At 72.3% G+C, this 19,524-nt stretch carries 17 protein-coding genes and 2 riboswitches; of the genes, 5 read left to right on the top strand and 12 right to left on the bottom strand.

What is annotated here, in order from left to right; genetic code table 11:
• Positions 1-31 precede the first annotated feature (31 nt).
• The 4 genes from ACYVO2_RS14730 to ACYVO2_RS14715 all read right to left on the bottom strand — a co-directional run bounded on the left by ACYVO2_RS14730 (position 32) and on the right by ACYVO2_RS14715 (position 5,053).
• Complete coding sequence (locus ACYVO2_RS14730; RefSeq protein WP_461008224.1) at positions 32-1,063, bottom strand: NlpC/P60 family protein; 1,032 nt, start codon at positions 1,061-1,063, stop codon at positions 32-34.
• Between the two features lie 426 nt (positions 1,064-1,489).
• Positions 1,490-2,533, bottom strand: a complete 1,044-nt coding sequence (locus tag ACYVO2_RS14725) for a C40 family peptidase (protein ID WP_461008223.1) — start codon at positions 2,531-2,533, stop codon at positions 1,490-1,492.
• 10 nt (positions 2,534-2,543) lie between these two features.
• Positions 2,544-2,714: riboswitch (cyclic di-AMP (ydaO/yuaA leader) on the bottom strand.
• Positions 2,715-3,279: 565 nt separating this feature from the next.
• Entirely contained in the window at positions 3,280-4,683 is a 1,404-nt protein-coding gene (locus tag ACYVO2_RS14720; protein ID WP_461008222.1) for an NYN domain-containing protein, read from the bottom strand.
• A 136-nt stretch (positions 4,684-4,819) separates the two neighbouring features.
• On the bottom strand, positions 4,820-5,053 hold the full coding sequence (locus tag ACYVO2_RS14715) for a hypothetical protein (RefSeq protein WP_461008221.1): 234 nt from the start codon (positions 5,051-5,053) through the stop codon (positions 4,820-4,822).
• 170 nt (positions 5,054-5,223) lie between these two features.
• Here ACYVO2_RS14715 and ACYVO2_RS14710 point away from each other — a divergent pair, with 170 nt between their 5' ends.
• Positions 5,224-5,505 (top strand): Lrp/AsnC family transcriptional regulator, encoded by a 282-nt coding sequence (locus ACYVO2_RS14710; RefSeq protein WP_461008220.1) that lies wholly within the window; start codon positions 5,224-5,226, stop codon positions 5,503-5,505.
• Positions 5,506-5,550: 45 nt separating this feature from the next.
• Here ACYVO2_RS14710 and ACYVO2_RS14705 read toward each other — a convergent pair whose 3' ends face one another.
• From ACYVO2_RS14705 to ACYVO2_RS14695, 3 genes are all read right to left on the bottom strand, one after another.
• Complete coding sequence (locus tag ACYVO2_RS14705) at positions 5,551-6,882, bottom strand: aminotransferase class V-fold PLP-dependent enzyme (RefSeq protein WP_461008219.1); 1,332 nt, start codon at positions 6,880-6,882, stop codon at positions 5,551-5,553.
• A 76-nt stretch (positions 6,883-6,958) separates the two neighbouring features.
• Positions 6,959-7,076: riboswitch (SAM riboswitch) on the bottom strand.
• 173 nt (positions 7,077-7,249) lie between these two features.
• Positions 7,250-8,326 (bottom strand): anthranilate phosphoribosyltransferase, encoded by a 1,077-nt coding sequence (gene trpD, locus ACYVO2_RS14700; protein WP_461008218.1) that lies wholly within the window; start codon positions 8,324-8,326, stop codon positions 7,250-7,252.
• Positions 8,327-8,482: 156 nt separating this feature from the next.
• Complete coding sequence (locus ACYVO2_RS14695) at positions 8,483-8,902, bottom strand: hypothetical protein (RefSeq protein ID WP_461008217.1); 420 nt, start codon at positions 8,900-8,902, stop codon at positions 8,483-8,485.
• A gap of 303 nt (positions 8,903-9,205) precedes the next feature.
• On the opposite strand from ACYVO2_RS14695, the gene ctaE reads away from it, so the two are divergent.
• The 4 genes from ctaE to qcrB all read left to right on the top strand — a co-directional run bounded on the left by ctaE (position 9,206) and on the right by qcrB (position 13,420).
• Positions 9,206-9,817 carry an aa3-type cytochrome oxidase subunit III gene (ctaE, locus tag ACYVO2_RS14690; RefSeq protein ID WP_461008216.1) on the top strand — a complete coding sequence of 204 codons (612 nt, stop codon included), beginning with the start codon at positions 9,206-9,208 and terminating at the stop codon, positions 9,815-9,817.
• A 104-nt stretch (positions 9,818-9,921) separates the two neighbouring features.
• Complete coding sequence (qcrC, locus tag ACYVO2_RS14685) at positions 9,922-10,731, top strand: cytochrome bc1 complex diheme cytochrome c subunit (protein WP_461008215.1); 810 nt, start codon at positions 9,922-9,924, stop codon at positions 10,729-10,731.
• Positions 10,728-11,795, top strand: a complete 1,068-nt coding sequence (gene qcrA, locus ACYVO2_RS14680) for a cytochrome bc1 complex Rieske iron-sulfur subunit (protein WP_461008214.1) — start codon at positions 10,728-10,730, stop codon at positions 11,793-11,795. Before qcrC ends, qcrA begins: the two co-directional genes overlap by 4 nt.
• Entirely contained in the window at positions 11,792-13,420 is a 1,629-nt protein-coding gene (gene qcrB, locus ACYVO2_RS14675) for a cytochrome bc1 complex cytochrome b subunit (RefSeq protein WP_461008213.1), read from the top strand. Before qcrA ends, qcrB begins: the two co-directional genes overlap by 4 nt.
• A 103-nt stretch (positions 13,421-13,523) precedes the next feature.
• Here qcrB and ACYVO2_RS14670 read toward each other — a convergent pair whose 3' ends face one another.
• From ACYVO2_RS14670 to ctaC, 5 genes are all read right to left on the bottom strand, one after another.
• Positions 13,524-14,510, bottom strand: a complete 987-nt coding sequence (locus ACYVO2_RS14670; RefSeq protein ID WP_461008212.1) for an aldo/keto reductase — start codon at positions 14,508-14,510, stop codon at positions 13,524-13,526.
• A 129-nt stretch (positions 14,511-14,639) separates the two neighbouring features.
• Positions 14,640-15,851, bottom strand: coding sequence for a L,D-transpeptidase (locus tag ACYVO2_RS14665; RefSeq protein ID WP_461008279.1), 1,212 nt, complete (start codon positions 15,849-15,851; stop codon positions 14,640-14,642).
• A gap of 285 nt (positions 15,852-16,136) precedes the next feature.
• Complete coding sequence (locus ACYVO2_RS14660; protein ID WP_461008211.1) at positions 16,137-16,535, bottom strand: cytochrome c oxidase subunit 4; 399 nt, start codon at positions 16,533-16,535, stop codon at positions 16,137-16,139.
• Complete coding sequence (gene ctaD, locus ACYVO2_RS14655; RefSeq protein WP_461008210.1) at positions 16,532-18,280, bottom strand: aa3-type cytochrome oxidase subunit I; 1,749 nt, start codon at positions 18,278-18,280, stop codon at positions 16,532-16,534. The genes ACYVO2_RS14660 and ctaD overlap by 4 nt, the downstream gene beginning before the upstream one ends.
• Positions 18,277-19,251: an aa3-type cytochrome oxidase subunit II gene (ctaC, locus tag ACYVO2_RS14650; RefSeq protein WP_461008209.1), complete on the bottom strand. Its 975-nt coding sequence runs from the start codon at positions 19,249-19,251 to the stop codon at positions 18,277-18,279. Before ctaC ends, ctaD begins: the two co-directional genes overlap by 4 nt.
• Positions 19,252-19,524: the final 273 nt, after the last annotated feature.

Below are 19,524 nucleotides of genomic sequence, written 5' to 3'. Positions count from 1 at the left end.
CGATCCTAGGCCGCTCCGGCCGCTCCGGCCGTCACACCCGGGTCACCGCGTGCACCGGCATCATGTCCACCGGGTCGTAGCGGACCCGCGCCCCGGGGTAGGGCGCGTGGATGACCCGGCCGCCGCCGACGTACATGCCGACGTGGCTGGCGTCGCCGCGGTAGGTGACCAGGTCGCCCGGCCTGGCCTGGGACAGCGGCACCCGGGTGCCCGCGCCGGCCTGGGCCTGGGAGGTGCGGGGGATGGTGATCCCGGCCTGCCGGTACGCCCAGTGGGTCAGGCCCGAGCAGTCGAACGCGTGCGGGCCCGCGCTGGCCCAACTGTAGGGGGAGCCGAGCGCCCCCATCGCCGCGCGCACGGCCGTCGCGGCGCGCCGGGAGGACGCCGGGGGGCCGTGCGGGGCGGCCACGGGCCGCCCGGCCCCGCCGTGCATCAGGCGCAGCCGGGCCCGCTCCCTGGCGTCGAGGGTGTGCAGCAGCCGCCGGGCCGAGGAGAGCTTGCGCTGCACGGTGCGCTTGTGGCGGGCCAGGTCGGCGCGGGCCTCGGCCAGATCCTCCAGTTCGGCGGCGGCCTCGGCCCGCCGCTGCCCCAGGTCCCGCTGGGCGTGGCGCAGATGCCGCAGGTCGGCGGCCTGGCGGCGGCCGACCTGGCTGAGCACAGCGGCGCGCTCCAGGTACTCGTCCGGGTCGGAGGAGAGCATGAGCTGGAGCTCGGGGTCCACGGCGCCGCCGCGGTACTGCGCGGCGGCCAGGGCGCCGAGGGCGTCGCGCATCCGGTTGATGACGGCCTGGCCGCGGGCCACCCGGTCCTGGAGGCGGCCGGCGCGCCGCTTGGAGCGCTGCTCGCGCTCCTTGGCCCCGTTGTACTTCTCGGTGGCCGCCTCGGCCTGCTCGTAGAGCCGCTCGACCTCGGCCTTCACCTCGTCCGCGTCCGTCTGCGGCACGGCGTCCGCGACGGGGGCGGCCGTGAGCGCGGCGACGAGGGTGGCGGCGCCCGCGGCCGCCACGGCGAACGGAGTCACCCGCGCCGTGCCCGGCTGCGGGGAACGTCGGTGGGACCCCACTTAAGGCGGACTCCTTCTTCCGTGCAGCCGCCTTCTCCCGGGCCTCGGCCGGACCGCGGCCCGCTCCCGGTGCCCGGTCCGGCTCCCCGTCACGGCCGTGCCGGGCTCCGGCGGAACCTCCGCGCCGTCACCCTCGGTGGGCGATCGACTACGCGGAGCTGCGGGGCAGACACTAGCCAGATGGGGCGGCGACACAAAGGTCCTGCGACTCAACCGCCACCGGGGCGCACCAAACACCGCAGGTCACCCGGCATGTGCGACAACACGGCGCCCCATGCGTTCACCCGTACGGGCGCCGCGGAGGAGTCCGCGAGGGCCGAGGAGGGGCCGAGGAGGGCCGGGGGCACGCGCCCGGCCCCACGACGACGCGGACCCCGCCCGGAGGGGGCGGGGTCCGCGGAGGAAGAGGGAAGCCGGGCCGCGGCCTCAGATGCGGACCGCGAACTGCGGCTCCATGTAGCTGAGCGTCTCGTAACGCACGTTGGCGCCGGGCTTGGGGGCGTGGAGCTGCATCCCGTTGCCCACGTACAGGCCCACGTGGTGGAAGTCGCTGTACTGGATGATCAGGTCACCGGGCTGCGCCTGACTCAGCGGGATGCGGGTGCCGGCGTTGGCCTGGGCCTGCGAGGTGCGGGGGATCGTCACGCCCGCCTGCGCGTACGCCCAGGAGGTCAGACCGGAGCAGTCGAAGGAGTTCGGGCCGCTGCCGCCCCACACATAGGGCGAGCCGATCTTCGTCTTGGCGGCCGCCAGCGCGGCGGACGCGCGCTGCGACGCCGGGACGCCGGTGACCAGGTCCTCGCGGGAGCCGCTGTCGCGGGAGGCGCGCTCGCCGCCGCTGTCCTGCTGGGGCGCGGTGACCTTCGCGCGCTCCTCGGCGGTCAGCGTGTTGAGGAGGTCCTGGGCCTTCTTCAGCTTGGCCTGAACGTCCTTCTTGTTCTTGGCGAGCTGCTTGCGGGTCTCCTCGAGGTCCTCGAGCTTGTTCGCGGCCTCCTCGCGCTCCTGGTCGAGGACCCGCTTCTGCTCCTGGATCTCCTTGATGGACTCCGCCTGCCGGGTGCCGACCTGGTCGAGGGCCGACGCCTGGTCGAGGTAGCTGTCCGGGTCGGAGGAGAGGAACAACTGGACGCTCGGGTCCATGCCGCCGTTGCGGTACTGGGAGCTGGCGAGGGTGCCCAGGTCGCTCTGGAGGTCGTTCAGCTCGGACTGCTCGCGGGCGACCTTGTCCTGGAGGTCGTCGACCTGCTGCTGGAGCTTGTCCTGCTTCTCCTTCGCGCCGTTGTACTTCTCGGTCGCGATCTCGGCGTCGTGGTAGAGCTTGTCGACCTGCTCCTTGACCTCGGACTTCGAGGGCTTGGCCGGGGCGGCGTTGGCAGCCTGGCCCGACAGCACGACCGCTGCCGCGGCAGCGGTGGTGAGCACGGTCACTCGTGCCTTGCCGGCCTGCTTGGGACGACGGTGGGACGCCACGAAGGCGAACTCCTTCTTCCTCAGTCCGCCTACCGGGTGAGCTGACGGGTTCGGGCCGGAAGCTGCCCTACGACGCGTCACCGACCCGCTTCCGCGGGGCGGCCCTCGCGCCGATTCACCCCGGAAGGACCCCTCTGGGAGGGAATGGGTCCCCGGCTCCGCGTTCCGGCGATTTCACCCTGCCAGGACGGGACTCGGCGGCACCCCCGCCGTCATCCGGGCTGGATGAACGACCAGGCGGAGGTTCGAGCCCCGACCATAGTGACCCGACGGCGATCGCTTCAAATCTTCCGGAAGAAAAAGTGGGGCACGCCGCAAATTAATTTGCCTCTTACCACGCCACGTGACAGGCGGGAGACACAGCGTCTGGCCGGAAACACCCATTCCGGACACGCTGTGCCGCAGGTCACACCGACCGCGACGCGAGGACGCAAACGGACATGAGGGACAGGTTCCCTGAATTGCCGTGAGTCGTCCGCATTCCCCTGGCGGGGCATCCGCATGACGCCCTTTCCGGAAAATTCCGACACCCCGCGCACACCCGCTCCGACGCCTCCGCCATTCACGGGGCCGGTGGAAGCGGGGCCGAAAAGGCGGAAAAGGGGACAGCGCGCACCCATCGAATGAACGGGGCATCACGGAGCATCAGCGGCCGAAACGCACGCGCTCGTGCGCGATGCCGCACGGGCGCCGCCCCCCCGCGGCCGGGGCTCGTGGAAGCGGGGTCCGGGGGCGGCGACGCGCCGTCAGCCGCGCGCCAGGCGCCGCAGCAGCAGCGTGGACGCCACCGGCCGCGCGCCCGCCCGGCGCACGCCGTCGGCGACCTCCCGGTCCGCCGAGACCACCACCACGGGGCGGCCCGGCGGCTCGGCGCGCACCAGACGCCGGATCAGCTCGTCGGCGGTCTCCCCCGGTTTGCTGAACAGCACCCGCACCCCGCGCGGCGGCGCCAGCAGCACCGGCCCCTCCAGCTCGGCGCCGTCGAACACGCACGTCACCTCGGCGCCGCTCTGCGCCGCCAGGCCGGAGAGGCCGCCGAGCAGGCGCAGCCGCTGCTTGTCCAGCGGCATCGTGGGATAGCCGGTCTTGGTGACGTTGTAGCCGTCCACGACCAGGTGCGCCTGCGGCAGCGCCAGCAACTGGTCGAGCAGCGCCGGGTCGTCCTCGGACAGGGCGCGGCGCGCGATGTCCTTCGGGGTCATCCGGCCGGGCGCGACCGCCTCCACGGTGTCCGCCGGCCTGCCGGTCGTCGGCGGCAGCGCCAGCTCCCTGCGCAGGCCCTGCGCGGCGTCGAGCACCGTGTCCAGCAGCAGCCGCAGCCGCATGTCCTCCACGCTGCGCCCCTCGCGGGCCGCCCTGCGGCTGGCCTCCAGCGCCGACTCGGTCTCGGCCAGCCGCGCCCGCAGCCGCCGCGCCTCGCTCTCCGCCGCCGTCCGCTCGGTGGCGGCCGCGCCGCGCACCGCCTCCAGCTCCGCCTGCGCCTTGCGCAGCTCGGCCTCGCCGCGCCGCACGTCGTTCACGGCGCTGCGCAGCTTGCGCTGGAGGGAGTCCGCCTCCTTGCGGGCCGCCTCCAGCTCGGCGCGCGCCTTGTCCGCCTCGGCGCGGGCGCCGGCGCGCAGCTCGGCGAGCTCCGCCTTGACCCGCGCCAGCTCGCGCAGCGCCGCCTCGTTCGCCCGCTCGCTGCGCTCCCGCTCCGCCTCGTCGCCCGCCGCGACGACCTGCTTGGTCCAGCCGGGCGGGCGCAGCAGGTACGCGGCGGCGGCGACGTCGAGGGGGTCGGCGGCGGCCGGGACCGTGCCCGCGTCCAGGGCCTCGGCCAGCTCCGGCTGGGCCTGGCGCAGCCGCGCGGCCATGCGGTGCCGGAACGCGGCGTCGCCCTCCAGGGCGGTGGCCAGGGCCGTGGCGGCGAACTTGGCCCGGCGGGCGGGGGTGAAGCGGGCGTACTGGCGCAACTGGGGCGGCAGTTCGGCGAGGCCGAACGAGCCGAACGCCTCGGCGGCCAGCCCTATGACCCGGCGGCGCACGCCCTCGGGCAGCGGCCGGTCCAGGACCTCCTCGGGAGGCGACTCGCCCGCGTCGCGCCCCGGCGGGGCGTCCGCCCGTGCCCGGTCCGGTTCCGTCCGCGCCTGCTCGCCCTCACGTTCCCTCACGTCCGCCGCTCCGTTCTCCGACCCGCCGCCCTTCCACGGGGGTGCGGCGTGCCGCGCTCCGCGTCTTCCGGCGCCTCCCCGTGTGTCGCCCGCTGTCGTCCTCATTCATTGTCTCCCGGCCGGGCCGGGCCCGTAATCAGCTCCCCGGCCGCTCGACCAGCTCCACCTGGTCCACCGCGTTGCACCAGCGGCAGCGCACCGACTCGATGGTGTCGCTGAGCACCTGGCGCTCCTCCACGGCGGGCTCGCCCGCGAGGTCCAGGTGGGTGTACTCCACGACCCGGCTGGTGCGGGTGACGTCGAACCGGGTGAGGTTGCCGCACAGGGTGCAGCGCCATCTGGTCCGCTCGGTGGGCACGGGAACCGCCATGGTGGTCGTCCTTGTCTGCGTGTCGGTCAGTGTCGGTGCCGCCGTCCGGCCGCCTTTCCCGGCGGCCCCGTCCCGCGCTGCGGGCAACCCTACGGCCTGCGGAGGCGTCCGTGTCGCGGGATACGCTGGTCCGCGCAGCGCTACCTGGGCGACCCGAGGAGACAGCCACCGTGATCACCGCGATCGTGCTCGTCAAGACCAACGTGGACCGGATCCCCGAGATCGCCGAGTCGATCGCCGCGCTGGACGGGGTCAGCGAGGTCTACTCGGTGACGGGCGCCTACGACCTGGTGGCCATGGTGCGGGTGCGGAACCACGAGGACCTCGCCGACATCATCCCCGGCCGTCTCAACAAGGTGCCAGGGGTGACGTACACCGAGACCCACGTGGCGTTCCGCACCTACTCCCAGCACGACCTGGAGGCGGCGTTCGCCATCGGCCTGGAAGCCTGACCCCGGCGCCCCGCCCGGCGCCGAGCCCGGTGCCCCGCCCGGCGGCTAGTCCTCCGCGGGGCCCGCGGCCAGCTCGCGCACCGCGGCCAGGAACCGGTCCACGTGCTCGTCCGGCGTGCCGACGCCGAAGCTCACCCGCACCGCGTGCAGCGTGCCGGGCGCCCCGTCGCCGTCACCGCACTCCCCGGGCACGTCCGCGGCCTCGCCCAGCAGCACCCGCACCAGCGGGTGCGCGCAGAACAGGCCGTCGCGCACCCCGATGCCGTACCGGTCCGACAGCGCCCGGGCGAACGCGGAGCTGTCCCGGCCCGCCACCACGAACGACACCACGCCCACCCGCGGCGCGTCCGGCCCGAACAGCGACAGCACCCGCACCCCCGGCACCGCGGCCAGCCCGGTCAGCAGCCGGTCCAGCAGCAGGCGCTCGCGCGCCACCAGGCGGTCGAACCCGGCCTCGGTCAGCGCCCGGCACGCCGACGCGATCGCGTGGGCCCCGATCACGTTCGGCGACCCGGCCTCGTGCCGCGCCTCCGAGGTGTGCCAGTCCACCCGCAGGCCCCCGCCGTCCCGCACCACCTGCCTGCTCGCGCCGCCGCCCGCCAGGTAGGGCTCGGCCCGGCGCAGCCAGTCCGCGCGCCCCGCCAGCACCCCGGCGCCGAACGGGGCGTACAGCTTGTGGCCGGAGAAGGCCACCCAGTCCACGCCGAGCCCGGTCACCGACACGGGGTGGTGCGGGGCGAGCTGCGCGGCGTCCAGGACGATCCGCGCGCCGTGGCGGTGGGCGGCCGCGGCGAGGTCGGCGACGGGCCACAGCTCGCCGGTGACGTTGGAGGCGCCGGTCACGCACACCAGGCGGGGTCCCCCGCCGGTGTCCGCGGCGAGGGCGCGCTCCAGCGCCTCGACGGCCTGCCGCGGGCCGCGCGGGGCGGGCAGGCAGACCACCTCGGCGCCCCGCCACGGCAGCAGGGCCGCGTGGTGCTCGGTCTCGAACACGTACACGCGGGTGCCCGGGGGCAGCGCGGCGGCCAGCAGGTTCAGCGAGTCGGTGGTGGAGCGGGTGAACAGGACCTGGTCGTCCTCCCGGCAGTCCAGGAAGTCCGCCACCTCGGCACGGCTGCGCTCGTACAGCTCGGTGGACAGGCGGGAGAGGTACCCGGCGCCGCGGTGGACGCTGCCGTAGTAGGGCGCGTACGCGGCGACGTCCTCCCACACCCGGCGCAGGACGGGGGCGGACGCGGCGTGGTCCAGGGCGGCGTAGGGCGCCTCGGTGCCGTCGGCCAGGGGGACGAGGACGTCGTGGCCCAGCACCGGAAGCGGCAGGGCGCCGCCGGTGGCGGGGCGGGGGGCGGTGCGGACGGGGGAAGAGTGCAGAACCATTGCGGAAGCTCCCATACCGGACAGGAAGACGATTCCGCGGGCACCACCCGCTGGGGGCATGCGCCGAGACGTGAGGAGCCCGCGCTTGCCGCGGGCACCCGCGCCCACGGCCCGGTCATCACCCGGGGCACCCCGCCACGGACGGAGGGTTGCCGGACAGCGGGCCGGGGCCTTGATCGCTGTCACTCGTGACCTGCGGTGGAGTATGGCACAGCCCCGGACGCCCCTCCCAGGGCGGCTCAGAGTGTGGAACGGGGGCGGGGGCGGGCGCCCCGGCCCGGGGCCGCCCGGGCGAGGCGGGCGCCGGGGGCGGCCGGGGCGGGCCGCGCACGGCACGGCGGCCCGTCCGCCCCCGCCCGCCCGGCGCCTACTTCTCCGGGGCGTCCTTCGTGGCCTCCACCCAGCGGTCCAGGGTCATCCGGGCGGCGCCGGAGTCGATGGAGCGGGCGGCCCTCTCCATCCCGGCCGCGATCTGCTCGGTGAGCGGGGCGTCCGTCTGGTCCACCGCCACCAGCGCCGCCGCCGCGTTCAGCAGCACCGCGTCCCGCACCGGCCCCCGCTCCCCCGCCAGCAGTCGCCGCGCCACCGCGGCGTTGTGCGCCGCGTCCCCGCCGACCAGGGCGCTGACCGGCACCAGGTCAAGGCCCACGTCCCGCGGGTCGAACGCCTCCCGGGTGACGCGGCCGTCCCGGACCCGCCACACCTGGGAGGTCGCGGTGGTGGTGAGCTCGTCCAGGCCGTCGTCGCCGCGGAAGACCAGCGCGGACACCCCGCGGTCGGCCAGCACCCCGGCCACGATCGGCGCCATCCGCGCGTCCGCGACGCCGGTGGCCTGGGCCCGCACCCGCGCGGGGTTGGTCAGCGGGCCGAGGAGGTTGAACGGGGTGGCGATGCCCATCTCGCGGCGCGCCCTGGCCACGTGCCGCAGGGCCGGGTGGAACTTCACCGCGAAGCAGAAGGTGATGCCCGCCTCCTCGGCGACCGCGGCCACCCGCTCCGGGGACAGCTCCAGGTTCACGCCCAACTGCCCCAGCACGTCGGAGGCGCCGCTGGCCGAGGAGGAGGCGCGGCTGCCGTGCTTGACCACCCGCACCCCGGCGCCGGCCACCACGACCGCGGACATGGTGGAGATGTTGACGGTCTTCGCGCCGTCGCCGCCGGTGCCGACGATGTCCACGGTGGGCCCGGGCACCTCGATCAGCCGGGCGTGCGCGTACATGGCCCGGACCAGGCCGCTGATCTCGGCGACGGTCTCGCCCTTGGCGCGCAGCGCGACGGCGAACGCGGCGATCTGGGCGTCGGTGGCCTCGCCGCTCATGATCTGGTCCATCGCCCACGCGGTGTCGGCGGCGGAGAGGTCCTCGCGGCGCAGCAGCGCGTTCAGCACGGCCGGCCAGGAGGTGGCCCGCGCGCGGTCGCCGCCTGCGGGGGTCGCATCGCTCATGGTCCACGCTCCAGTGGGTCGGCCCCCTCGCGCACGGGGCGAGGGGCGCGTCGACGAAGGACGCCGACCACCCTACTGAGCGGGCCGACCGCGGGCGTGGCTGAGTCCGGCAGGCGGGACGCGCCCGGCCGGGGCCGCCCCGCCCGCCCGGGGCCGCTACGAGGCGAGCTGCCGTCCGAGCCTGGCCCGCAGCAGGCCGGCGAGGGACTCGGCGCAGGCCACCGGGTCGACGGGGTGGGTGACCGCGGCGTCGGAGCGGCTCCAGGTGGCGAGCCACGCGTCCTGGGGCCGTCCGATGAGGAGCAGCACCGGCGGGCAGTTGAAGATCTCGTCCTTGACCTGCCGGCACAGGCCCATGCCGCCGGCGGGCACGGCCTCGCCGTCGAGCACGCACACGTCCACGCCGCCGCTCTCCAGCGCGGAGACCACGGCGGGCGCGGTGGCGCACTCCAGGTACTCCACCGGGGGCAGGTCGGGGGCGGGGCGGCGGCCCACGGCGAGCCTGACCTGCTGACGTGTGTTGGCGTCGTCGCTGTACACCAGCACGGTGGCCGTCCGGCGCGCGCTGTCCGTCATGTGCGGTACCCCCAGAAAGTGATCCCGGCTACTGCCCGGATGCTACTCCGGTCAGGGCCGCCCGCAGCAGGGTGCGGACCCTGCAAGATCGCCGTTTCCCCGCTCGTTCGTCCCTTGGGGGGACCTCGGCGGCGCCGGCGTGACGCGCCCGGGCGTAATCCGGGAGGAACCACCCGGCCGGGTGCCCGCCCGGGGCCCCGCGCCGGGCCCCGCCCGACCCGCCGGAGCGGCCCGGATGCCTTGACACACCGAAGGGGACCCCCCGGTAGTGAAGGCCGGATAAGCGACCGACATAATGTCGGCGTGGCGACAGCAACAGCAGTAGATACCGGGCACGCGCACCCGTCGGTCAACCGGCCGAACCTGGTCAGCGTCGGAACGATCATCTGGTTGAGCTCCGAGCTGATGTTCTTCGCGGCCCTCTTCGCGATGTACTTCACCGCCCGCTCGGTGAGTGGCCAGGAGTTCTGGGACGAGAAGAACTCGGCACTGAACCTGCCGTTCGCGGCGACCAACACCACGATCCTGGTGCTCTCCTCGCTGACGTGCCAGCTCGGCGTGTTCGCCGCCGAGCGCGGTGACGTCAAGAAGTTGCGCCTGTGGTTCATCATCACGTTCATCATGGGCGCGATCTTCATCGGCGGCCAGGTGTTCGAGTACACCGAGCTGGTCAAGCACGAGGGCCTCACGCTCTCGTCCGACCAGTACGGCTCGGTGTTCTACCTGACCACCGGCTTCCACGGGCTGCACGTGACGGGCGGCCTCATCGCGTTCCTCCTCGTGCTCGGCAGGACGTACGCGGCCAAGAGGTTCACGCACGAGCAGGCCACCTCCGCGATCGTCGTGTCGTACTACTGGCACTTCGTCGATGTCGTCTGGATCGGCCTCTTCGCCACGATCTACCTGATCAAGTAGTCACATGATCAAGTAACCGGACATGCCTGGTCAGCACGCTGCGCGACCGGCCACGACGAACTCGACGAACACTGACGCTGAAGATCCTGACACCGGGGTAATCCGTGAAAAAGCTCTCCGTGCGACGGCGCCACCCGCTGGCGGCGCTCGTCGTCCTACTCTTCGCGCTCGCGGCCACCGGGGGGCTGTACGCCGCGTTCGCGCCTGCCGAGAAGGCGAACGCCGACTCGTCCTCCCAGTCGCTCGCGATCGAGGAGGGCAAGAAGCTGTACGCCGTCGGCTGCTCGAGCTGCCACGGCACCGGCGGGCAGGGCAGCAGTGACGGCCCCTCCCTGGTGGGCGTCGGCGCCGCGGCGGTCGACTTCCAGGTCGGCACCGGCCGTATGCCCGCCCAGCAGCCCGGCGCCCAGGTGCCGGAAAAGCCCAAGGTCTACACCCAGGCCGAGATCGACCAGTTGGCCGCGTACATCGCCACGCTCGGCCCCGGTCCCTCCGTGCCCTCCGAGAAGAGCTACGACCCGAGCGACGCCGACCTCGCCAACGGCGGCGAGCTGTTCCGCACCAACTGCGCGCAGTGCCACAACTTCCGCGGCCAGGGCGGCGCCCTGACCAAGGGGAAGTTCGCCCCAAGCCTGGAGGGCTCCTCCGCGAAGCACATCTACGAGGCGATGCTCACCGGCCCGCAGAACATGCCGTCCTTCCCCGACAGCCTGATGCCGGAGGAGGACAAGCGGGACGTCGTCGCCTACGTCCGCCAGGTCACCGCCGATGACGACCCCAACCCGGGCGGTCTGTCCCTCGGCAGCCTCGGCCCCGTGACCGAGGGTCTCTTCGGTTGGATCTTCGGCCTCGGCGCGCTGATCGCCCTGGCCTGCTGGATCGCCGCCAGGAACGCCAAGGCGAGGAAGTCATGAGCAGCCGTCCCGACGACAACGACACCAACGAGCCCGAGAACCTGCCGGAGAAGCACGGGCAGTCCGGGCACCTGGAGGAGACGGGCTCCCCGTCCTTCCCCGACCCCGGCCTGCCGCCGCACGAGCCGCGCCGCCAGGACATCGACGAGCGCGCCGCCCAGCGGTCCGAGCGCGCCGTCGCCCTGATGTTCACCATCTCGATGCTGGCCACGGTCGCCTTCATCGCCTCCTTCGTCGCCTTCGACAAGGAGAAGATCGTCCACATCTGGCCGTTCGGCCACGTGAGCATCCTGAACTTCGCGCTCGGCACCACCCTGGGCATCGCGCTGTTCTGCATCGGCGCGGGCGCGGTCCACTGGGCCCGCACGCTGATGGACGGCCACGAGATCGCGCAGGAGCGCCACCCGGTCTCGGCCACCCCCGAGGTCCGCGAGCAGGTGTTCGAGGACTGGCAGACCGGTGTCCGCGAGAGCCAGTTCGGCCGCCGCAAGCTGGTCCGCAACACCATGTTCGGCGCGCTGGCCCTGGTGCCGCTGTCGGGTGTGGTCCTGCTGCGCGACCTCGGGCCGCTGCCCGAGAACAAGCTGCACAAGACCGCCTGGGCCAAGGGCAAGCTGCTGATCAACCAGAACACGCACGAGCCGATCAAGCCGTCGGACGTGACCGTGGGCTCGCTGGTCTTCGCCGCGCCCCAGGGGCTGGACGAGCACGACCACGACTTCCAGCAGGAGATCGCCAAGGCGGCCCTGATGATCATCAGGCTGGAGCCGGACGACATCAAGGACAAGCGCGAGCGCGAGTGGGCCTACGAGGGCATCGTCGCCTACTCCAAGATCTGCACCCACGTCGGCTGCCCGATCAGCCTGTACGAGCAGCAGACGCACCACGTGCTGTGCCCGTGCCACCAGTCGACCTTCGACCTGGCCGACGGCGGGCGGGTCATCTTCGGCCCCGCGGGTCACGCTCTCCCGCAACTGCGGATCGGCGTGAACGAAGAGGGTTACCTCCAGGCTCTCGGCGACTTCGATGAGCCCGTCGGCCCGAGCTTCTGGGAGCGCGGATGAGTACCACGAGCGGCAAGCCGGGCGGCAAGGACTCCAAGGGGGTCCGGGCCGCCGACTGGGCGGACGGCCGGCTGGGCATCTACGGCCTGGCCAAGGCCAACATGCGCAAGATCTTCCCGGACCACTGGTCCTTCATGCTCGGGGAGATCGCGCTCTACAGCTTCATCATCATCATCCTCACCGGCGTCTACCTCACGCTGTTCTTCGTCCCGAGCATGGGGCACGTCACCTACGACGGCTCCTACGTCCCGCTCCAGGGCGTGCAGATGTCGGAGGCGTACGCCTCGACGCTGGACATCAGCTTCGACGTGCGCGGCGGTCTGCTGATCCGGCAGATCCACCACTGGGCGGCCATCGTCTTCATCGCGGCGATGATGGTCCACATGATGCGGATCTTCTTCACCGGAGCCTTCCGCAAGCCGCGTGAGATCAACTGGCTGATCGGCTGGACCCTGCTGTTCCTCGGCATGTTCGAGGGCTTCTTCGGCTACTCCCTGCCGGACGACCTGCTCTCGGGCACGGGCATCCGGTTCATGGAGGGCGCGATCCTCGCCACGCCGCTGATCGGCACCTACCTGTCGATGTTCATCTTCGGCGGCGAGTTCCCCGGCCACCTGATCATCCCGCGCCTGTTCACCATGCACGTGCTGGTGGTGCCGGGCATCATGCTGGGCCTGCTGGTCGCCCACCTGATCCTGGTCTTCTACCACAAGCACACCCAGTTCCCGGGCCCCGGCCGCACCAACAACAACGTGGTCGGCGCCCCGCTGCTGCCGGTGTACACGGCCAAGGCGGGCGGCTTCTTCTTCATCGTGTTCGGCGTCATCTCCCTGATGGCGGCGATCGCCACGGTGAACCCGATCTGGGCGTACGGTCCATACCGGCCGGACCAGGTGTCCACCGACGCCCAACCCGACTGGTACATGGGCTTCTCCGAGGGCCTGATCCGCGTCATGCCCGGCTGGGAGATCACGGCCTGGGGCCACACCCTGGCACTGGGCGTGTTCGTCCCGCTGATGATCTTCCCGCTGGTGCTGCTGGCGATCGGCGTGTACCCGTTCATCGAGGCGTGGATCACCGGTGACAAGCGCGAGCACCACCTGCTGGACCGCCCGCGCAACGCCCCGGTCCGCACCGGCCTCGGCGCCGCCTGGATCAGCCTGTACCTCATCCTGCTCATCGGCGGCGGCAACGACCTGTTCGCGACCCACTTCCATGTGTCGATCAACGCGATCACCTGGGCGATCCGGATCGGGTTCTTCGTGGTCCCGGTGGTCGTGTTCATCGTGACCAAGCGGATCTGCCTGGGCCTCCAGCGGCGCGACCGCGAGAAGGTGCTGCACGGCCGGGAGACCGGCGTGATCAAGCGCCTGCCGCACGGCGAGTTCATCGAGGTGCACGAGCCGCTGCCGCAGGACAAGCTGTTCCTGCTAACGCAGCACGAGCAGCGCACGCCGTACGAGGTCGAGGAGGGCGTCGACGAGAACGGCGTCGCCCGCAAGGTGACGCTCTCCCAGAAGCTGCGGGCGAAGCTGTCCAAGGGCTTCTACGGCGAGAGCTCGCAGATCCCGAAGCCGACGGCGGAGGAGCACGCGGAGATCACCTCAGGACACGGCCACCACTGAGCCGGGTCCCCGCACCCGCACGACGAGAGGGCCCGCCCCGGACCACACGGTCCGGGGCGGGCCCTCTCACTTCGCCCTCGTTCGGGGCCGGGCCCGCCGGGGCCTACAGCGCGCCGTCCAGCCGTGCCCGCTGCTCCGGCGTCAGCTCCAGGTCCACCGCGGCCAGGCTCTCCTCGAGCTGGGCCACGGAGGAGGCGCCGACCAGGGGGATCATCGGGATCTCGCCGCCGATCAGCCAGGCCAGCACCACCTGGTTGGCCGTGGCGCCGGTCTCCTCGGCGACCTGCCGCAGCGCCGCCAGTCGGGCGGGAGTGCCCGCGTGGTCGAACGAGGAGTCCAGCGGCCGGTCCGCGCGGACGTAGGCGCCCGACAGCAGCGGCGAGTACGCCACCAGGGCGAGCTCGGGCTCGGCCCGCAGATAGGACAGCAGCTCGGCGCCGAGCACCCCCGGGTTGCCGTCCGGGGAGCGCAGGCTCGGCAGGTCGGTGCGGCGCCGCAGATAGCTGTGGTGGTACTGGAGCACCTCCCAGCCCGGGAGCCCGGCCGCTGCGGCCAGCGCCCGGCCCCGCTCCACCCGCCACGACCAGTGGTTGCTCACCCCGAGCAGGCCGACGGTGCCCTCACCGACGAGCTCGGCGAAGCTCTCCACGCTCTCGGCGAGCGGCACCGCCATGTCCTGGGCGTGCGCGTACAGCAGGTCGATGCGGTCCACGCCGAGCCGCTCCGCGCTGCGCTCCGCGGACTCGCGGATCACCTTGGCGGACAGGCCCTCGACGTGGAGGGAGAGCTCCGTGGCGGGGGCGAGGGGCCGTCCGCCGAGCTTCGTCGCGACGACCACCTCGTCCCCGATTCCGCGGCTGCGCCGCCACCGGCCGAGCAGCGCCTCGCTCTCCCCGCCCCGGGTGCCGTTCACCCAGTACGCGTAGTTGTTCGCGGTGTCCACGAACGAGCCCCCGGCCTCGACGTACCGGTCCAGGATGGCGAAGGACGTGGCCTCGTCCACGGCGGAGCCGAACAACATGGCGCCCAGGCTCAGCACGCTCACCCTGCGGCGGGTCGCCGGGTCCCGGCCGATCACGCGGTACTTCATGGGTGGGGTTCCCCCTCGTCGGGCCCGCTCGGTCGGCGGGCGTGGGGGTCCGAGTCTCGCTGTTGGAGCGCACTCGATGTCAACGCGGCCGGCCTGCCCGCGCGCCGGCCTGCCCGCGCGCCCGGCCGCTCAGCCGGCCAGGGGGCGCAGCCGGGCGCCTTCGGCGACGGGACGCCCGCCGAAGGCGCCCTCGGTGGCCTGGTTGAGGGCGCTGCCCGCCCGCCACCGGTCCCAGGGCAGGTTCCAGTCGCCGAAGCCGTTGCCGAAGGCCGGCATGGTCTCGCCCCTGCTGCCCACGACCTTCACCAGGTCGCCGGGGCGGACCAGGTCGTAGAACCAGCGGGCCGCCTCCTCGCTCATGCCGGTGCAGCCGTGGCTGACGTTGGCCCGGCCGTGGTGGCCCGCCGACCAGGGCGCCGCGTGGACGTACTCGCCGCTCCAGGTGATGCGGGTGGCCCAGCGGACCTGGAGGTCGTAGGACTCGGCGCTGCCCTCGGGGATGCCGACGGTGGTGCTCCGCATCCGGACCAGGGCCTGGCGCTCCAGCACCACCTTGGTGCCGTTGCGGGTCTCGAAGCCCGGTTTGCCGGTGGTGACGGGGATGACGCGCAGCGGCGTCCCGTCGCGGTACACGGTCATCCGGTGCGCTGCCGCGTCCACCACGGCCTCCACCCGGTGGCCCGTGGTGAACCGCGCCGAGGCGTCGGGCCCGCCGTGCAGGCCGGGCTGGACCTGGACGCCGTGGAGGGCGGAGCGCACCGTGACGGCGGCTCGGGCGGGCCAGTAGTCCTTGGGGCGGTAGTGCAGGGTGCGGTCGTCCACCCAGTGCCAGTGGCCGGTCACCTCGGGCCGGGACGTGACCCGCAGGCCGCGCTCCACCAGGGCGCGCGCCGCCCGGTCGGTGACGGCGTGGCTGAGCTGGGCGGTGACGGGCTGGCCCACGCCGTAGGTGCCGCCGTCGGAGGGGGTGAGGGTGGCGCGCAGCAGCTTGTCGGCGGGGGCCGTGGTGAAGGCGAAGGCGCCGCGGCCCTCGTGGCCCTTGCGGTTCACCGTCCGCACCCGCACCGTGTAGTGCAGGCCCGCGGCGAGCGGGGCGCTGCTGCGCCAACTGACCCCGCCGGGGGCCAGCTCGCCGCGCAGCGCCCGGCCCGCGGCGTCGGTGACCAGGACGTCGGTGATCCTGCTGCCCTTCGCCTTGCTGGCCACGACGACGTGCCGGTCGGGGTCCACCCGGTCGCTGCCGTGCGCCGGGCTGACCTCGACGTGGTTGGACACGTCGGTGGGCCGGGCCGCGGGCGGTACGGGGTCGCCGCAGGCGAGGACCACGGCCGCCAGCGGCATGCCTATCAGGGTTCCGTAGGTGAGCTGCCGGGGGATGTGCGGCCGTATCGCGGGTATCTTCGTCACCTTGCGCCTCCCGTGGTGCCGTGAGGGGTCTTCAGAGTGCGGCACGGGGGGCCGGTCGGCGCACTGGTGGCGCCCGGGATTGCGCCGCCCGGGTGGCGGCGGGCGGCCTTTCGGGGGACACGCCACGGGGCACGGGGGCGCGGGAGCGGGAAAGGGGCCGGCCCCGGCACCGTCGTCGGACGGTGCCGGGGCCGGCCCTGCGGCAGGTGGGGCGGGGGCTCAGTAGCGCTGGTTCTCTCCGCGATAGAACTCGAACACCCAGCCGAACAGGCCGAGGAAGAGGATCGGCAGGGAGAAGAACAGCAGCCACCAGCCGAAGACGATGCCGAGGAAGGCGAGCGCGCCACCGGCCGCGAGGAAGAGCGGCTGCCAACTGTGCGGGGCGAAGAAGCCCAGCTCGCCGGCGTCGTCCGCCACGTCGGCGTCCTTGCGGTCCTGGGCCCCGGTGTCCACCCGGCGGGCGGTGAAGACCAGGTAGTACCCGACCATCAGGGCCAGGCCGAACGACAGGACCAGCGCCGTGGTGCCGGCCGGCTCCTTGGACCACACGCCGTACAGGACGGCCATGCCCAGGATGAAGACCGCCAGCCCCAGGAACATCTTGCCTTGGACCTTCACTGCTGGCCCTCCTTGTCCTTCGCGTCGGCGCTGGAGGTCAGCACCAGGTCAGAACTGGACTCGCCGTAGTTCTCCCACTGGTCCAGGGCCGCGACCTCGGGGTGGTGCAGGTCGAACGCCGGGGACTCGGAGCGGATGCGGGGCAGGGTGAGGAAGTTGTGCCGCGGGGGCGGGCAGGAGGTCGCCCACTCCAGCGAGCGGCCGTAGCCCCAGGGGTCGTCCACCTCGACCTTCTTGCCGTACTTGGCGGTCTTCCAGACGTTGTAGAAGAACGGCAGGATCGACATGCCGAGCAGGAACGAGAAGATCGTGGAGATCGTGTTCAGCGTGGTGAGGTTCTCGGTCGCCAGGTAGTCGGCGTAGCGGCGGGTCATGCCCTCGGCGCCCAGCCAGTGCTGCACCAGGAAGGTGCCGTGGAAGCCGATGAACAGGGTCCAGAAGGTGACCTTGCCGAGCCGCTCGTCCAGCATCTTGCCGGTGAACTTCGGCCACCAGAAGTGGAAGCCGGAGAACATCGCGAACACCACGGTGCCGAACACCACGTAGTGGAAGTGGGCCACCACGAAGTACGAGTCCGAGACGTGGAAGTCCATCGGCGGCGAGGCCAGGATGACACCGGTCAGACCACCGAAGGTGAAGGTGATCAGGAAGCCGATGGCCCACAGCATCGGGGTCTCGAAGCTCAGCGAGCCCTTCCACATGGTGCCGATCCAGTTGAAGAACTTCACACCGGTCGGTACCGCGATCAGGAAGGTCATGAACGAGAAGAACGGCAGCAGCACCCCGCCGGTGACGTACATGTGGTGCGCCCACACCGTCACCGAGAGGCCGGCGATGGCGATGGTGGCGGCGATCAGGCCGCCGTAGCCGAACATCGGCTTGCGGCTGAAGACCGGGATGACCTCGCTGATGATGCCGAAGAACGGCAGCGCGATGATGTACACCTCGGGGTGGCCGAAGAACCAGAACAGGTGCTGCCACAGCAGCGCTCCGCCGTTGACGGGGTCGAAGATGTGGCCGCCGAACTTGCGGTCCATCTCCAGCGCGAACAGAGCGGCGGCGAGCACCGGGAAGGCCAGCAGCACCAGCACACCGGTGAGCAGCACGTTCCAGGTGAAGATCGGCATCCGGAACATCGTCATGCCGGGCGCGCGCATGCAGATGATCGTGGTGATGAAGTTGACCGCGCCCAGGATGGTGCCGAAGCCGGAGAGGGCCAGACCCATGATCCACATGTCGGCGCCGATGCCGGGCGAGCGGACCGCGTCGGACAGCGGCGCGTAGGCGAACCAGCCGAAGTCGGCCGCGCCCTGCGGGGTCAGGAAGCCGGCCACCGCGATCAGCGAGCCGAACAGGTAGAGCCAGTAGGCGAACATGTTCAGCCGCGGGAACGCCACGTCGGGCGCGCCGATCTGCAACGGCATGATCCAGTTCGCGAAGCCGGCGAACAGCGGCGTCGCGAACATCAGCAGCATGATCGTGCCGTGCATGGTGAACGCCTGGTTGAACTGCTCGTTCGACATCACCTGCGTGCCCGGCCGGGCCAGCTCGGCGCGCATGAACAGCGCCAGCACACCGCCGATGCAGAAGAAGGCGAACGAGGTGACCAGGTACATGGTGCCGATGGTCTTGTGGTCCGTGGTGGTCAGCCACTGGACGACGATGTTGCCCTTGGGCCTGCGGCGGGCCAGTTGCCCTTCGAGGGGCTCGACGGCGGCACCCAGGGACTCGTTAGAGGTGCTCACTTGTGCTCACTTCCCGCCTCGTGCTGCTCGCTGCCGGTCTCCGGCCGCTCGGCGTCCTTGAAGCTGGCGATGCCGGCCTTCAGGTAGCCGGTCTGCCCCTTCTTCTCCAGGTCCTTCAGGTGCGCCCGGTACTCCTCCGGGGAGACGACCTTGACGTCGAAGAGCATGCGGGAGTGGTCCACGCCGCACAGCTCGGCGCACTTGCCGAGGTACGTGCCCTTCTTGTTCGCGGTGATCTCGAAGCGGTTGGTGTGCCCGGGGATGACGTCCTGCTTGAACAGGAAGTTCGGCACCCAGAAGGAGTGGATGACGTCCCGCGAGGTGAGGATGAACTGCACCGTCTCGCCCTCGGGCAGGTACAGGGTCGGGCGCTCGCCCGGGGTGCCCCACTCGTAGACGCCCTCGGCGCCCTCGGGAACGCGCTCGAGCCAGTCGTCGTCGATGGCCTCGAGCTCCGCACTGTCCTTCAGGGAGGTCTTCGGCGTGGCCTTGTCGCCGTCGACGTCCTCCATGTAGTTGAAGGCCCAGCTCCACTGGAAGCCGATCACGTTGATCACGTGGTCCGGCTTCTTGGAGGTCTCCAGCAGTTCGGCCTCGTCCCGCGCGGTGAAGTAGAACAGGACCGCGATGACGATGAGCGGGACCACCGTGTACAGCGCCTCGATGGGCATGTTGTACCGGGTCTGCGGCGGCACCTCCACCTTGGTGCGGCTGCGGCGGTGGAAGATGACGGCCCACAGGATCAGGCCCCACACCAGCACGCCGACGGCCAGCGCGGCCGCCCAGGAACCCTGCCACAGCCGGATGACGATGGGACCCTGCTCCGTGGCGGGGCTGGGCAGACCGAGCCTGGGGAAGTCTTCGTAGGAGCAACCGGTGGCGGTCGCCAGGACCAGGCCCGCGACGAGCGCCTGCGGCAGCTTCCGCCGCATCGAGCGCCGCGGCGAGCGGTCGGAGCCGTTGGGACTCACGTAGCGCCTTCCCGAGAGTCTCGCCCGCGATTTCGCCTGGCCGCCGAGACCTTGTGGCGGTCCGGCCCTGCGCGGGCAGGGGTTTGGATGTTTATGCGGACCAAACCCTACTGGACGCCTCTCGGGCGGCTGCGGGCAGGTGGGGGTACCACGGCGTGGCGGGCGGCGAGGGGGTGATTCGCCCTTCAGGCGGGCCGGAGAACGCCCGCTCGGCGGGGACCGGGGCGCGGTCCCGGCGGGGTCCAGGGGGCGGGGCCCCCGGCCTCCGGAGGA

The organism is Streptomyces capparidis, assembly GCF_054782095.1.
Note: the sequence above shows the minus strand (reverse complement) of the source record. Positions and strands in the feature narration are given on the sequence as shown.

Bases quoted from the DNA above. Each gene is read 5' to 3' on its own strand.
- ACYVO2_RS14715 (WP_461008221.1), bottom strand. From the start codon at position 5,053: ATGGCGGTTCCCGTGCCCACCGAGCGGACCAGATGGCGCTGCACCCTG.
- ACYVO2_RS14705 (WP_461008219.1), bottom strand. From the start codon at position 6,882: ATGGTTCTGCACTCTTCCCCCGTCCGCACCGCCCCCCGCCCCGCCACC.
- trpD (WP_461008218.1), bottom strand. From the start codon at position 8,326: ATGAGCGATGCGACCCCCGCAGGCGGCGACCGCGCGCGGGCCACCTCC.
- ACYVO2_RS14695 (WP_461008217.1), bottom strand. From the start codon at position 8,902: ATGACGGACAGCGCGCGCCGGACGGCCACCGTGCTGGTGTACAGCGAC.
- qcrA (WP_461008214.1), top strand. From the start codon at position 10,728: ATGAGCAGCCGTCCCGACGACAACGACACCAACGAGCCCGAGAACCTG.
- qcrB (WP_461008213.1), top strand. From the start codon at position 11,792: ATGAGTACCACGAGCGGCAAGCCGGGCGGCAAGGACTCCAAGGGGGTC.
- ACYVO2_RS14670 (WP_461008212.1), bottom strand. From the start codon at position 14,510: ATGAAGTACCGCGTGATCGGCCGGGACCCGGCGACCCGCCGCAGGGTG.
- ACYVO2_RS14665 (WP_461008279.1), bottom strand. From the start codon at position 15,851: ATGCCGCTGGCGGCCGTGGTCCTCGCCTGCGGCGACCCCGTACCGCCC.